Raw genomic sequence first — 13,652 nt, 5'->3', positions numbered from 1 at the left:
ACCGTCACAGAGGCAACCGGGCACCGGATTTCGGCTGCGGGCCGGTGGGGGCTGGGCGCGCAGTTCCCCGCGCCCCTGACGGGGCGCTGCCCAGCCGCGTCCTACATACATGGCCGCGGGCAGGCGTGCCGCAGGGCGGCACGGGTGGGCGCTGGGGGTCCCCCGGCCGAAGGCTGGGGGAGGCACCCTGCAAGCGCCGGTAGGCGTCCCCACCCCCGCCCCGGCCCACCTCAGCTCGCGGCCAGCCTCGCCAGCTGTTCCGCGAACGGCACGACCGGCAGCTCCCCGGGCTGCTCGGGCACGCTCCGGCGAAGCCCCTGCATCATCCTCGCCAGCTCCCCCGCCGCCCGCTCGACCCGGTCCTCCAGGCCCTCCGCGCCCCAGTCCTCCGACGCCGCGTACACGCCCGTCGGCACGACCACCGCCCGCAGGTACGCGAACATCGGCCGCAGCGCGTGCTCCAGCACCAGCGAGTGCCGTGCCGTACCCCCGGTCGCCGCGATCAGCACCGGCTTCCCCGCCAGCGCGTCCTTGTCGAGCACGTCGAAGAACGACTTGAACAGCCCGCTGTACGACGCCGTGAACACCGGCGTCACGGCGATCACGCCGTCCGCCCCGGTCACCGCCTCCTGTGCGGCCGCCAGCTTCCGCCCCGGGAACCCGTTGGTGAAGTTGTGCGCGATCTCCACCGCGAGGTCGCGCAGCTCGACCACCTCGACCTCGACCGGGGCCTCGGCCTGCCGGCCCACGGCCGCGGCCAGCCGGTCCGCCAGCAGCCGCGTGGACGACGGCACGCTCAGCCCCGCCGACACGACGACGAGCTTCATACCCCGGCCTCCTTCTTGTCCGATGCCTTGGCGGCGGAACCGTCCGCAGCCTCGTCGGCCTTCTTCTCCGCCGCCGCGGCGGCCCGCAGCGACGCGTGCGTCGGCGCCTCCGGGACGTCCGCCGGACGGCCCTTCGCGAACTCCTTGCGCAGCACCGGCACGACCTCCTCGCCGAGCATGTCGAGCTGCTCCAGGACCGTCTTCAGCGGCAGCCCGGCGTGGTCCATCAGGAACAGCTGGCGCTGGTAGTCGCCCGCGTACTCGCGGAAGCCCAGCGTCCGCTCGATCACCTGCTGCGGCGAGCCGACCGTCAGCGGGGTCTGCTCGGTGAAGTCCTCAAGGGACGGCCCGTGCCCATAGACCGGGGCGTTGTCGAAGTACGGCCGGAACTCGCGCACCGCGTCCTGCGAGTTCTTCCGCATGAACACCTGGCCGCCGAGCCCGACGATCGCCTGCTCGGGGGTGCCGTGCCCGTAGTGCGCGAACCGCTTCCGGTAGAACTCGACCATCCGCTTGGTGTGGTCGGCCGGCCAGAAGATGTTGTTGTGGAAGAAGCCGTCACCGTAGTAGGCGGCCTGCTCCGCTATCTCGGGCGAGCGGATCGAGCCGTGCCAGACGAACGGCGGCACCCCGTCCATCGGCCGCGGGGTGGAGGTGAAGCCCTGCAGCGGGGTGCGGAACTTGCCCTCCCAGTCGACGACGTCCTCGCGCCACAGCCGGCGCAGCAGGGCGTAGTTCTCGATGGCGAGGTTGATGCCCTCGCGGATGTCCTGCCCGAACCAGGGGTAGACCGGCCCGGTGTTGCCGCGGCCCATCATCAGGTCCACCCGGCCGTCGGCCAGGTGCTGGAGCATCGCGTAGTCCTCGGCGATCTTCACCGGGTCGTTGGTGGTGATGAGGGTGGTGGAGGTGGAGAGGATCAGCTTCTCCGTCTGCGCGGCGACGTAACCGAGCATCGTGGTCGGCGACGACGGCACGAACGGCGGGTTGTGGTGCTCACCCGTCGCGAACACGTCCAGACCGACCTCCTCGGCCTTCAGCGCGATCGCGACCATCGCCTTGATGCGCTCCCGCTCACTCGGCGTCCGGCCCGTGGTGGGGTCCGGCGTGACGTCGCCGACCGTGAAGATCCCGAACTGCATGCTCGCTCACCCTCCAGGTTGTTTACGATTCAACTATACCCACAGAACGAGACCCCGCCGCCACCTATTCCCCACGCTCACCGCTCGCGCCCTTGGGGGCGCGGGGAACTGCGCGACCAGCCACAGCGAACCCGCAGCCACACCACACCCACCAGCCACCCCTTGCATTTCCGTTGTCCCACCACCCCCGTCCAGGTCTCCCCTACGACAGCCCACACCCGTGGGAACGGACAGGAGCCCCGTGACATGCAGCACCACCGCCGCCGCAGACCCCGCCGGTACTCCGGCCCCGCCGCCGCCACCGCCGTCGTCCTCACCTGTCTCGCCCTGGTGACCGGCGTGGTGCTGGCCCGTATGCAGTCGGGCCCTGCCGCGGACCGGCGGACCACTGTCGCCGGCCCGGCGGCCCCACCCCGTACGACGGCCGCCGCCACCCCCCTCGCCAGTCCTTCCGGGAAGCCGTCACCGTCCGGCTCGGCCTCGGCGACCCCGCACGCCGGTGCCTCGCCCACGACCAGGGCCACCTCGCCCTCCCGCACCGCAAAGCCGTCGGCAACCGCCGCCCCGGCCTCCGGCAAACGCACCGTCACCCTCGTCAACCGGCTCGACCAGACCATCTGGCCGGCCATCGCCGCCGACCCCAAGCACCCGGTCGAGGCCACCGGCTGGGTCCTGCGCCCCGGCGCCAGCCTCAGCTTCACCGTCCCCGACCACTGGGACGTCCGCCTCTGGGCCCGCACCGGCTGCTCCTTCGACGCGGCGGGCGACGGTGACTGCCTGACCGGCGGCTGCGGCCACTTCCAGTGCGGCTCCACCTGGGGCGAATTCCCCTCCACCCTCGCCGAGTTCAACCTGAACGCCTGGAACGGCATGGACTTCTACGACGTAAGCCTGGTCGAGGGCAACAACCTGCCGATGTGGATCAACAGTTACGGCGGCACGTCGAAGGACAGGATCGACGCCGACGGCTGCTCGGCCGCCGGCTGCACCCGGGACGCCAACGCCACCTGTCCCGCCAAGCTCCAGCGCGTCCGCGACGGACATGTCGTCGCCTGCCTCAGCGCCTGCCTGGTCTTCGACACCGACCAGACCTGCTGCACCGGCGCCTACGCGGCCCGCCCCCAGTGCGTCCCGTCCTCCTGGCCGGTCGACTCGGCCAAGGTCTTCAAGGCGGCCGAGCCCTTCGCCTACTCCTACGTCAACGACGACGCGACCAGCGTGCTCACCTGCTCCGGAGAGTGCGGCTACCGCGTCACCTGGGGCGTCAGCCCGTGACCCGGAGGGGGCCGGTACGGTCGTCGCCGGCACCGGCCCCCTCCGTTCAGCGCGCCGCCTGGAAGGCCCGGCCCGCCGCCGTGGCCGCCGTACCGCTCGTGAACAGCCCGCTGCTCGGCTTGGCCGGGTCCGCGCCGAGCCCGAACCACGCGTACCGCTGCAGGTACGGCAGCGCGTCGAGCGCCTTCGTGGACGCGGTGACGAAGTCCGCCTGCTGCTGCGCGGACGGGAACCGGGTCCCCTGCGAGAAGTCGATCAGCGCGTACTCGGTGAGCCAGATCGGCTTGTGGTAGCGCGCGTACACCGCCGCCAGGTACGAGGTCAGCTGCTGCACGGCCTGCGGGGTGCGGAAGTCACCGCCGTACCAGTGCAGCGTGATGAAGTCGACCCGGTACCCCTTCGCCTTCGCCCCGGACATGAACCGGTCCAGCCAGCCGCCGGCCGTGTCCCCGCCGTACGCCACCGCCGGGCTGCCCAGCACCTTGCCGGCCGCCATCAGCTTCGGCCACAGCCCCAGCGCCTGGTCGACCGTCATGTTCGACTGCTGCGCCATGTCGGGTTCGTTGAAGCCCAGGAGGTACGGCCCCGCCGCCCGCGCCTGCGCCAGCGCGGCGTCGGTGACGGACGCGGAGCCCCAGATCATCGGCACGAAGGAGGCCGAGGCCGGGGTCGTCACGCCCTGGTGCTGGGTGTTCCAGGTGTAGTACCAGCTCGCCCCGCTCGCCGCGAGGGCCTGGCTCACGCCGTTGAACGTCCAGACCCCGACGCCCTTCTTCGCGCCGGAGGCCACCCGCACCTCAGCCGCGGTGTGCTTCGAGGGGGCCGGCCTGGCCGACGGTTTCGGGGACGCGCTGCGGCTGGGGGAGGGCGAAGGGGAGGCGGAGTGCGTCGGGTTCGGGCTCTGGCTCGGGGCCACGACGGCCACCGGCGTCGGCGGCGGGGCCGTGTCCGCGGCCGGGGTGGACGGGCCCGCCGTCATCCGGGCCGCGACCAGTGCGACCGCCGCGACGACCGCGACCGCCGCCGAACCGCCCACGACCGCCTGCCTGCCCACGAGTTGCCGGCCGGCCCGCGTGCCCGTCCGCCTGCCCGCACGACCGTGCCGACCCCGCGGACGACGGCCCCCACCACCGGAATCGGCGGCACCGGTCGCATGAGGCGCGGTCGCATGGGGCCCGGTGACATGGGATGCGGTCGCATGGGGCCCGGTCACGTGGGCCAGCACCCGCGCCGGGTCGAGGCCGGCCGGTACGGCCACCAGCGGCAGGCCGCTCAGCAGCCGGTCCATCGGCAGCAGCCCCCGCTCCAGGCCCGCGCACACCCCGCAGCCCCGTATGTGACGCCCGAACCGCTTGCGCCACAGCGGACTCGGCGTGCCGTCCCACGGCGTGGCGATCCCGTCCAGCTCGGCGCAGCGCGGGTCGGCCGCCAGCCCCCGCACCACCCCCCGCGAGACCTCCATCTGCTTCTTCATCCGCTGCACCCGTACCGCCGCATGCCGGTCGGACAGCCCCAGCGCACCGGCGAGTTCGGCACGCTCCAGGTCGCCGGTCTCCTCCAGCCACCACAGGGACAGCAGCTCCTGGTCGTCCGGGTCGAGCCAGCGCGTCGCCTCCGCGACCTCCCGGCGCTGCTCGGTCAGGCCCAGCCGCAGGATGGTCAGCCCGGCGAAGTCGAGCGCCGGGTCGGTGATCGTCTCCGCGTCGTCCAGGCGCGCCCGGCGGTCCCGGTCCGTGGCCCGCGACTGCTCCCGGTTGCGCACCTGCCGGATCGTGATGGCGACGAGCCACGACCGGAACGCGGACGGGTCCCGCAGCTTCTCCAGTCCCCGCACCATGCGCAACAGCGTCTCCTGTACGACGTCGTCGACGTCGGCATGACCGTTCAGGGCCCGGCCGACGATGTTGTAGACCAGCGGCAGGCACGCGGTCACCAGGTGCTCCAGAGCCGCTCTGTCCCCCGCGCGGGCGGCCGTCACCACCCCGGGGTCGGGTCCGCTGCGATGGTTCTCGGTCATGTGGGTCTGTTCCTCCGCGCAGAGTCCGGCTGTCGGAACGGAGACCCCGCGCAGGACGCGGGGACAACAGAAAACCGGCGAGTCGGCTTCGCGATTTGTGTTGTACGCCCCCCACCGAGGAGGTCACCGAGAGGCAGGCACACGTCAGGTACCGCCCGAGGAAGGCACCAGGATGGCACGAGGACGCAGGAGACACGGCGCGAGACCACCGCGACGCCGCTGGTGGTACGCCGGCGCGGCCGCCCTCGCGACGGCCGCCACCGTGATCGTCACCTACGGCACGTGGACACCCGCCGGCACCCCCACCGCGCACCCGGACCGCCGGACCGCCGCGGCCCTCCCCACCGGCCCGTCGGACACCGCGCCCGCCTCGTCACCGTCGTCTTCGCCGTCACCGTCGCCGAGCCGCAGCGCGTCCCCCTCCGCGTCGGCCCGCCCCAAGCCGTCGGCGCCGGCGAAGACCCCGGCCGTCCCCGCGACCACCGTCCAGGCCGGGCAGCCCACCACCGCCCCCGTCGGCAGACGCCTGATCACCGTCGTGAACAGGACCCCGCAGACGGTTTGGGCGGTCGTCACCAACACCTCCGTCTACCCGGCCGGCCGCAGGCTCGCCCCCGGCCAGAGTCTCTCGGTGACCGTCGCGAACAACTGGGGCGGCCGCATCTGGGGCCGCACCGGATGCACCGAGGGAACGGCCGCGGGCCCCTGCGCCTCCGGCGACTGCACCAGCGTCTGCAGCGGCGGCAACCCGCCCACCACCCTCGGCGAGTTCACCTTCGACGCCTACGCGGGCATGGACTTCTACGACGTGAGCATGGTCGACGGCTCCAACCTGCCCATGTACATCAACGTCTCCCACACCACGACCACCGACCCGGTCAGCGCCTCCGGCTGCTACCGGGGCACCTGCACCACGGACGTCGACTGCCCCAAGGCCATGCAGGCCCTCTCCGGCGGCGAGGAGATCGGCTGCAAGCCGCCCTGCGCGGCGTTCGGCGGCGACACCTACTGCTGCCGCGGCGCCTGGGCGGGCCGCGAGAACTGCGTCCCCGCCAAGTGGCCCGTCGACTACACGCAGGTCTTCAAGCGCGCCGAGCCCTACGCCTACTCCTACGCCTTCGACGACGGGGCGACCATGCCCTGCAAGGGCGCCTGCTACTACCGCGTGACCTTCGGGACGACGGCCGGCTCCACCTGAGCACGGCGGGCGGCGCCGGAGCGCGGATCCCCGGCGCGCGGTCGGCCGTTCACCCGGACGGCCCGCGCACGAGGACACGCCGACGGGTCTCCTCGACGCTGGAATCCCGGGCGTCGCCCGACGCTCCCGCCCCGAAGGACCGGCATGCACATATCCCGCTCCCCCCACGCGTCCCGTGCCTCCCGCAAGTCCGGCAGGCCCCGCCGCACCGCGCAGGCCGCCCGCTGGGGCGCGGCACTGCTGGCACTGTCGGGGACCACCTCGGTCCTGGTCCCCATGACGGCACAGGCGGGCGGTCCGGCCGGCGACCCCGGCCGGGAGAAGCCCACCATCGTGCTCCTGCACGGCGCCTTCGCCGACGCGTCGAGCTGGAACGGTGTCGTGCAGAAGCTCCAGCAGAACGGCTACACGGTGGCCGCACCGGCCAACCCGCTGCGCGGCGTCGCCCAGGACTCGGCCTACCTCGCGAGCTTCCTGAAATCCGTCACGGGACCGGTCATCCTGGTCGGCCACTCCTATGCCGGAGAGGTGATCTCGCAGGCGGCCGTCGGAAACGACAACGTCAAGGCCCTCGTCTACATCAACGCGATCATGCCCGACAAGGGAGAGTCGCAGGCCACCCTCGCCGCGAAGTTCGCCCCCGCGCCCCTCAGCAAGGCCCTGAAGCAGGTGCCCTTCCAGGTCGGCGCCGGCAGCACCGGCACGGACCTGTACGTCCAGCCGGCCAAACTGCACCAGGTCTTCGCCGCGGACCTGCCCACCAGCCAGGCTGCCGTCATGGCAGCCACCCAGCGCCCGGTCGCGATGTCGGCGTTCACCGACAAGCTCACCGGCGCCGCCTGGCGCACCAAGCCCGTGTACGCCCTCGTCGGCAGGCAGGACCAGGCGGTCAATCCGGCCCTGGAACTGTTCGAGGCGAAACGCGCGCACGCCAGGAAGACGGTGGAGATCAACTCCTCGCACGTGTCGCTCATCTCCCACCCGCAGGCGGTCAAGGACCTGATCACCGAGGCCGCCGAGGACTACATGTGGAAGTAGGCCGCTGCGCCTGTTCCTCGGCGTCGACGGCATGCACCACGAGGAAGTAGCGGTCCGGGCCGCTGCCCGGCGGCGGCACCGGACCGAGGTACCTGCGGTGGCCGGCGCATTTCCCGGACGTCGGCCCTGAGTTGCGGCCCCCGGAATACCCGCCCAGACTTGATGGGCGCATTTGAACGCATCCCCATGAACGTCCCGGAGGAGCGTGCCATGGCCAGGATTCTGTGTGTGGTGACCGGCGCGAGCTACTGGACCCTCAAGGACGGGCACCGACATCCCACCGGCTACTGGGCCGAGGAGTTCGTGGCTCCCTACCGCGTGTTCACCGACGCGGGACACGAAGTCACCGTGGCCACTCCGCACGGGGTCGTACCCGTCGTGGACACCATGAGCCTGCGACCCCGGATGGCGGGCGGCGAGGAGAACTCCCTGCGCGAGGAGGCCGTCATCGAGGAGGCGGAGGAGCTGCGGTACGCCGTCCCCCTCACCGACATCCGCCTGGAGGACTACGACGCGGTCTACTACCCCGGCGGCCACGGCCCGATGGAGGACCTCTCGACCGACCTGGACTCCGCCGCGCTGCTGCGGGACGCCCTCGCCTCCGGCCGTCCCCTCGGCATCGTCTGCCACGCCCCCGCCGCCATCCTCGCCACCCGCGACGCGAGTGGCGGCACCCCCTTCGCGAACTACCGGCTGACGGGTTTCTGCAACGAGGAGGAGGCCGGCGTCGGATTCGCCGACAGGGCCAAGTGGCTGCTGGAGGACGAGCTGAAGAAGCTGCCCACCGAGTATTCGCGGGGCCCCGCCTGGGAGCCCTACACGGTCGTCGACCGCAACCTCTTCACCGGCCAGAACCCCGCGTCCTCGGGCCCGCTCGCCCGGGAACTCGTAGCGGCACTGGCCTGAGCCCGGCCCTGAGACCCGGCCGACGCGACGGCGCACGCGTGGGCGGGCGACAGACGTTCGCCCACGGACCCGGCTCGGCCGGTGCCGCCCGCCGATCAGAACGCGTACGGATCCCCCGTCGCCAGCACCAGCACCCGCTGCTCGTCGTTCGTGCGGTCCTGGTCCACCGCGCCCCCGCCCCACGCCACGTCCACCGCCAGCCGCACCTCCGCAGGCCGCTCCCGCAGCCGTACCGGCACCACCAGCTCCTCCCCCGGCACCTCGACCGCCAGCGGCCCCGTCTCGCACACCACCTCCCGGTCACCGGTGCGCGCGCACCCGCCCGGCAGCTGCTGCGAGTCGGCCAGCGGCGCCGACGAAGCCAGCCGCACGCTGGCCCCGGTCACCCCGTCCGGCCCGTGGTTGCGCGGAGTCACCCGGACCTCCACCAGGTCCCCGTTCAGCACCGCGGACCCGTGCACCTCCAGATCCGCGCTGCCGGCCCAGGCGGCACCACCGCCGCCCACGACCAGCACACCCACCGCCACCGCACCGGCCACCGCCGGTCCACCACGACGCATCGCCATGCCACCCGTCCCGTCCGACTCCGGCATCCGTAACCCTGCTCTCGTACGGATGTATGCCACCCGGACCCGGCCACAGGCGCCCCCCATCAGGTGACATCCGCCGCACGTGGCACGCTGCACGCATGCTCATCCTCCGCTCCGCCGCCCTGTTCGTCGTCGCCGCGTTCTTCGAGATCGGCGGCGCCTGGCTGGTCTGGCAGGGCGTACGCGAACACCGCGGCTGGCTCTGGGTCGCCGGCGGCATCCTCTCCCTCGGCGCCTACGGCTTCGTCGCCACCTTCCAGCCCGACGCCCACTTCGGCCGCATCCTCGCCGCGTACGGCGGCATCTTCGTCGCCGGCTCGATCCTCTGGGGCGTCGTCGCCGACGGCTACCGCCCGGACCGCTGGGACATCACGGGCGCGGCGGTCTGCCTGGCGGGAATGGCGGTGATCATGTGGGCACCCAGAAACTGACGTGGCACACCCCCCACCGGCCCGCGGCCGCCCGGTTCGGCGCCGGCCACGGCGCCTAGACTCACCAGAGCAAGCCGCACGAACACACCCCGCCGAGGAGCAACCCATGGCCCCCTCCCGCATCGCGGTCGTCACCGGCGCCAGCAGCGGCATCGGCGCCGCCACCGCCCGCCGGCTCGCCGAGGCCGGCTACCGCGTCGTCCTCACCGCCCGCCGGGAGGACCGCATCGAGGCCCTGGCCAAGGAGATCAACGACGCCGGCCACCAGGCCACCGCCTACCCCCTCGACGTCACGGACCGCGCGGCCGTGGACGAGTTCGCCACCGCCTTCAACACGGTCTCCGTCCTCGTCAACAACGCCGGCGGAGCCCTCGGCGCCGACCCGGTCGCCACCGGCGACCCGGCCGACTGGCGCACGATGTACGAGACGAACGTCATCGGCACCCTGAACCTCACCCAGGCCCTGCTCCCCAAGCTGGAGGCGAGCGGCGACGGCACGGTGGTCGTGGTCTCCTCCACCGCAGGCCACGCCACCTACGAGGGCGGCGCAGGCTACGTCGCCGCCAAACACGGCGCCCACGTCCTCGCCGAGACCCTCCGCCTGGAGATCGTCGGCAGGCCGGTCCGGGTCATCGAGGTCGCCCCCGGCATGGTCAAGACGGACGAGTTCGCGCTGACCCGCTTCGGCGGCGACGAGGAGAAGGCCGCCAAGGTCTACCAGGGCGTCGCCGAGCCCCTCACCGCGGACGACGTCGCCGACACCATCGCCTGGACGGTGACCCGCCCCAGCCACGTCAACATCGACCTCCTCGTCGTCCGCCCCCGCGCCCAGGCCTCCAACACCAAGGTCCACCGGGACCTCTGATGCCGGCCGAGGACGACCCCACGACCGCCCTGGAAAGGCAGCTGGAAAAGGACCGCCTGCGGCAGGAGACGAAGAACGAACGCCAGGTCTGGTACTTCCTCGCCTACTTCCTCTTCGGCATCCACGTCATCGCCTTCGTGATGATCTACGCGGTCCGGCACGCGAAGTAACCCACGCGGGTGAACGTCATCGATCACCCGACCTACGCTCGCACCACACCGTCAACTCGACGGCCCTCGGCAGGGATGCAGCCCCGCCGGGGGCCTGACCAGCACGGAAGTGGAGCCGTCCCTGGGGCGCCGGCTCTCTCCGAGCGAGGCGAGCCGGTCTCATCCCGTCGGCCATTCGGCTGGAACGCGGACTGGCCCGGGGTGCGGGCCGTCGTGCCTGTGAGGGCGTATGCCGCCTTCAGCTTGCCGGCGTGTGTGCCGTGCCCTTGCTGCGGATGCGCTGACGGAGAAAGAGAGCGGCGCGCTCCAGTGCCTCGTCGGCTTCGTCCAGGACGCCGGCAAACGCCTGGAAGACATGCGGAACGTCCGCGGTGACGTCCAGGATGACGTCCACTCCGGCTTCCCTGGCGCGGGCGGCCATGCGTGTGGAGTCGTCCAGGAGTATTTCGTTGGTGCCCGCCTGCAGAAGCATCGGGGGGAAACCGGTCAGGTCGGCGCGGATGGCGGGGCTGAGCATGGGCTGGTGCGGGTCCTGTCCCGCAAGGTACATGGCTCCGGTGCGTTCCAGGCCCTCACGCGTGAAGAACGGATCGATGCCCGCCTTGCCGTCCATGCTCCCGCCTGTCCGGGTCATGTCGAGTCCAGGGGAGAACGCCACGATCGCGGCGGGCATGGGCAGGCCCGCGCCGCGAGCGGCGAGGCAGGTGGCGGCGGTGAGGCCGCCACCGGCGGAGTCCCCGGCGAACGCGATCGCCGAAGGGTCTTCGCCGCTGTCGAGAAGGGCGCGGTAGGCGCTCAGCGCGTCCTCGATCGCGGCCGGGAACGGGTGCTCAGGGGCAAGCCGGTAATCCAACGAGAACGCCCTGAATCCTGTTCTGGTCACCAGGTTCCCCGTCAGCGACATCGCCGTCTCCGGTGAACCGACCACGTAGGAGCCGCCGTGGAAGTAGAGGATCGTCCCGGCCGTCGGAGTGCCGGCCGGCTCGACGAGCAGCGCGGGCCGGTCGCCGAGCGTCGCAGTCCGGGTGCGGATCCCGGCCGGGACGATCATTTCGGCCATCATCGCCCTGAACCCGGCGCGGAGCTCCTCCACCGACCGAGGGCCCTCGGGCCGGGGCTGCCGGACCATCGCGTCGATCTTCGCGCGCTGTTGCCTGCTCATTGTCGCCTCCACCGCCAGTGCATGCCAAGGAACTATATGCCAAGGCATCTGTATGGGTGTTAAGATATATGCCATGGCATCTAAGTCAAGCGGTGGCCGGGTCGACCTCCCGGGCTTCTTCTCCGACCTCGTTCGCTGCGAGACACGCCTCTACAACGCGCTGAACGACCGTCTTCGCGAGCGGCACGGGATCGTCACCTCGCAGTTCGAATCCCTGCGCTTCCTGCGCGACCACCCTGGGTCCCGGGTGGCGGACGTTGCCGCCGAGTTCGCCATCGGGATCGGTGCGACCAGCAAGGGCATCGACCGTCTGGAGAAGCAGGCATGGGTCGTACGGCGAACCAATCCATCGGACCGTCGCTCGTCACTGCTGGACCTGACCGATGACGGCCTGCAACTCGTCGAGGCGGCGGAGGCGACCTTCACCGAAACGCTGGCCGAGCTGACCGCAGGCGCCCTCGGTGGCCCCTCAGGACTGGCCGCCGTACAGGTCCTTTCGGAGCTCCGCTCCGTGCTCGAACGCCATCAGATCGGCCTGCCCACAGGCTGACCGGCATGTGCATCCAGTGCCGCTCGGCCGGTGCTCTTCAAATCGTCATGCCCGGCATTCCGAACCGTTTCCACCCGTCGCCGACAGGGCGGCGGGAGGCACCTCGCCTCCCGGCCCGCCCTGCACAGCAACGGCTGCCAACTCGTCACCAGCAGGGAGACACCTCAGGGTTCCGAGATGTCAGCCCTTCACGCAGACGACCTGCTTCAGCTTCGCGACGACCTCCACCAAGTCCCGCTGCTGGTCGATGACCTGGTCGATCGACTTGTAGGCGCCGGGGATCTCGTCCACGACACCGGAGTCCTTGCGGCACTCCACGCCCCGAGTCTGGTCTTCCAGGTCCTTCGTCGAGAAACGGCGCTTGGCCGCATTGCGGCTCATGCGTCGGCCCGCACCGTGCGAAGCGGAATTGAAGGACATCTCGTTACCGAGACCCTTCACGATGTACGAGCCGGTGCCCATGGAGCCGGGGATGATGCCGTATTCCCCGGTTCGGGCACTGATCGCACCCTTGCGGGTCACCAGCAGGTCCACGCCTTCGTAACGCTCGCGGCTCACGTAGTTGTGATGACAGCTCACTTCGGGTTCGAAAGTGACCCTGGCCTTCTTGAACTCCTTGCGGACCACGTCCTTGAGGAGGGCCATCATGAGCGACCGGTTGTACTTCGCGTACTCCTGAGCCCAGTAGAGATCGTGCTCGTACGCAGCCATCTGCGGGGTGTCCGCCACGAAGACGGCGAGGTCCCGGTCGACCAGCCCCTGGTTGTGCGAAAGCTTCTGGGCCACGCCGATGTGGTGCTCGGCGAGTTCCTTGCCGATGTTCCGGGATCCGGAGTGCAGCATGAGCCACACCGAATCGGATGTGTCGACGCACACCTCGACAAAGTGGTTGCCGGCGCCGAGCGTCCCCATCTGCTTGACGGCCCGCTCCTCCCGGAACTTCACCGCTTCCGCAACCCCCTCGAACCGCCCCCAGAACTCCCCCCACCCCGTCGCGGGCAGCCCGTGGAAGTCGCCCGGCTCCACCGGGTCCGCGTGCATCCCGCGCCCCACCGGAATCGCCTGCTCGATCTTCGAGCGGAGCCGGGACAGGTCGCCCGGCAGGTCGTTCGCCGTGAGGGACGTCTTCACCGCGGACATGCCGCAGCCGATGTCCACGCCGACCGCTGCCGGGCACACCGCACCCTGCATCGCGATGACGGACCCGACCGTCGCACCCTTCCCGTAGTGGACGTCCGGCATCACCGCGAGGCCCTTGATCCACGGCAGGGTCGCGACGTTGCGCAGCTGCTGCAGCGCCACGTCCTCGACGGTCGCCGGGTCGGTCCACATCCGGATCGGCACCTTCGCGCCCGGCATCTCCACGTACGACATGTCTTCCTCATTCCCCCGCGGACAGCACAACAAAAAGGACAAAAAGCTTTAATTCCAACAAAACGCAAATGCGGCGCCATAGGTCCGGAAACCAGACAAGGGACCGG

15 protein-coding genes are annotated in these 13,652 nt (G+C 71.2%); 8 read left to right on the top strand and 7 right to left on the bottom strand.

The annotated features are described in order from the left end of the window. Positions 1-230: 230 nt before the first annotated feature. Positions 231-827 (bottom strand): FMN reductase, encoded by a 597-nt coding sequence (locus tag ACFY0K_RS27645; RefSeq protein ID WP_390642117.1) that lies wholly within the window; start codon positions 825-827, stop codon positions 231-233. After that, a complete protein-coding gene (locus ACFY0K_RS27640; protein WP_351957388.1) occupies positions 824-1,969 on the bottom strand; it encodes an LLM class flavin-dependent oxidoreductase in 1,146 nt (381 codons plus the stop codon). The genes ACFY0K_RS27645 and ACFY0K_RS27640 overlap by 4 nt, the downstream gene beginning before the upstream one ends. A 246-nt stretch (positions 1,970-2,215) precedes the next feature. On the opposite strand from ACFY0K_RS27640, the gene ACFY0K_RS27635 reads away from it, so the two are divergent. Beyond that, the gene (locus tag ACFY0K_RS27635; RefSeq protein WP_390642116.1) at positions 2,216-3,244 is read left to right on the top strand and encodes a thaumatin family protein; all 1,029 of its coding nucleotides are present in this window, start codon (positions 2,216-2,218) and stop codon (positions 3,242-3,244) included. Between the two features lie 46 nt (positions 3,245-3,290). On the opposite strand, the gene ACFY0K_RS27630 is transcribed toward ACFY0K_RS27635, so the two are convergent. Beyond that, entirely contained in the window at positions 3,291-5,261 is a 1,971-nt protein-coding gene (locus ACFY0K_RS27630) for a sigma-70 family RNA polymerase sigma factor (protein ID WP_390642115.1), read from the bottom strand. Positions 5,262-5,433: 172 nt separating this feature from the next. Here ACFY0K_RS27630 and ACFY0K_RS27625 point away from each other — a divergent pair, with 172 nt between their 5' ends. Together ACFY0K_RS27625 and ACFY0K_RS27620 are read left to right on the top strand one after the other, a co-directional pair. After that, the gene (locus tag ACFY0K_RS27625) at positions 5,434-6,459 is read left to right on the top strand and encodes a thaumatin family protein (RefSeq protein ID WP_390642114.1); all 1,026 of its coding nucleotides are present in this window, start codon (positions 5,434-5,436) and stop codon (positions 6,457-6,459) included. A 144-nt stretch (positions 6,460-6,603) separates the two neighbouring features. After that, entirely contained in the window at positions 6,604-7,497 is an 894-nt protein-coding gene (locus ACFY0K_RS27620; RefSeq protein ID WP_390642113.1) for an alpha/beta fold hydrolase, read from the top strand. Here ACFY0K_RS27620 and ACFY0K_RS27615 read toward each other — a convergent pair. Then, the gene (locus ACFY0K_RS27615; protein WP_390642112.1) at positions 7,463-7,669 is read right to left on the bottom strand and encodes a hypothetical protein; all 207 of its coding nucleotides are present in this window, start codon (positions 7,667-7,669) and stop codon (positions 7,463-7,465) included. The genes ACFY0K_RS27620 and ACFY0K_RS27615 overlap by 35 nt on opposite strands. Before the next feature lie 38 nt (positions 7,670-7,707). On the opposite strand from ACFY0K_RS27615, the gene ACFY0K_RS27610 reads away from it, so the two are divergent. Beyond that, positions 7,708-8,403 carry a type 1 glutamine amidotransferase domain-containing protein gene (locus ACFY0K_RS27610; protein ID WP_390642111.1) on the top strand — a complete coding sequence of 232 codons (696 nt, stop codon included), beginning with the start codon at positions 7,708-7,710 and terminating at the stop codon, positions 8,401-8,403. Positions 8,404-8,498: 95 nt separating this feature from the next. Here the strand turns inward: ACFY0K_RS27610 and ACFY0K_RS27605 are convergent, their stop codons facing one another. Continuing rightward, positions 8,499-8,969, bottom strand: coding sequence for a hypothetical protein (locus ACFY0K_RS27605; RefSeq protein ID WP_390642110.1), 471 nt, complete (start codon positions 8,967-8,969; stop codon positions 8,499-8,501). 122 nt (positions 8,970-9,091) lie between these two features. On the opposite strand from ACFY0K_RS27605, the gene ACFY0K_RS27600 reads away from it, so the two are divergent. From ACFY0K_RS27600 to ACFY0K_RS27590, 3 genes are all read left to right on the top strand, one after another. Beyond that, on the top strand, positions 9,092-9,424 hold the full coding sequence (locus ACFY0K_RS27600; RefSeq protein WP_351957381.1) for a YnfA family protein: 333 nt from the start codon (positions 9,092-9,094) through the stop codon (positions 9,422-9,424). A gap of 106 nt (positions 9,425-9,530) precedes the next feature. Further along, positions 9,531-10,289 (top strand): SDR family NAD(P)-dependent oxidoreductase, encoded by a 759-nt coding sequence (locus tag ACFY0K_RS27595; RefSeq protein WP_390642109.1) that lies wholly within the window; start codon positions 9,531-9,533, stop codon positions 10,287-10,289. Beyond that, complete coding sequence (locus ACFY0K_RS27590; protein WP_390642108.1) at positions 10,289-10,459, top strand: hypothetical protein; 171 nt, start codon at positions 10,289-10,291, stop codon at positions 10,457-10,459. The genes ACFY0K_RS27595 and ACFY0K_RS27590 overlap by 1 nt, the downstream gene beginning before the upstream one ends. A gap of 238 nt (positions 10,460-10,697) precedes the next feature. Here the strand turns inward: ACFY0K_RS27590 and ACFY0K_RS27585 are convergent, their stop codons facing one another. Next, positions 10,698-11,621 (bottom strand): alpha/beta hydrolase, encoded by a 924-nt coding sequence (locus ACFY0K_RS27585; RefSeq protein WP_390642107.1) that lies wholly within the window; start codon positions 11,619-11,621, stop codon positions 10,698-10,700. Between the two features lie 73 nt (positions 11,622-11,694). Here ACFY0K_RS27585 and ACFY0K_RS27580 point away from each other — a divergent pair, with 73 nt between their 5' ends. Continuing rightward, the gene (locus ACFY0K_RS27580; RefSeq protein ID WP_390642106.1) at positions 11,695-12,171 is read left to right on the top strand and encodes a MarR family winged helix-turn-helix transcriptional regulator; all 477 of its coding nucleotides are present in this window, start codon (positions 11,695-11,697) and stop codon (positions 12,169-12,171) included. A gap of 180 nt (positions 12,172-12,351) precedes the next feature. On the opposite strand, the gene ACFY0K_RS27575 is transcribed toward ACFY0K_RS27580, so the two are convergent. Next, positions 12,352-13,545: an RtcB family protein gene (locus ACFY0K_RS27575; protein WP_390642105.1), complete on the bottom strand. Its 1,194-nt coding sequence runs from the start codon at positions 13,543-13,545 to the stop codon at positions 12,352-12,354. Between the last annotated feature and the right edge of the window lie 107 nt (positions 13,546-13,652).

Origin of the sequence: Streptomyces sp. NPDC001507 (assembly GCF_042894765.1) — a bacterium.
Classification (GTDB): domain Bacteria; phylum Actinomycetota; class Actinomycetes; order Streptomycetales; family Streptomycetaceae; genus Streptomyces.
The sequence above is the reverse complement of the archived record's forward strand: the minus strand, read 5'-3'. Positions and strand labels throughout refer to the sequence as shown.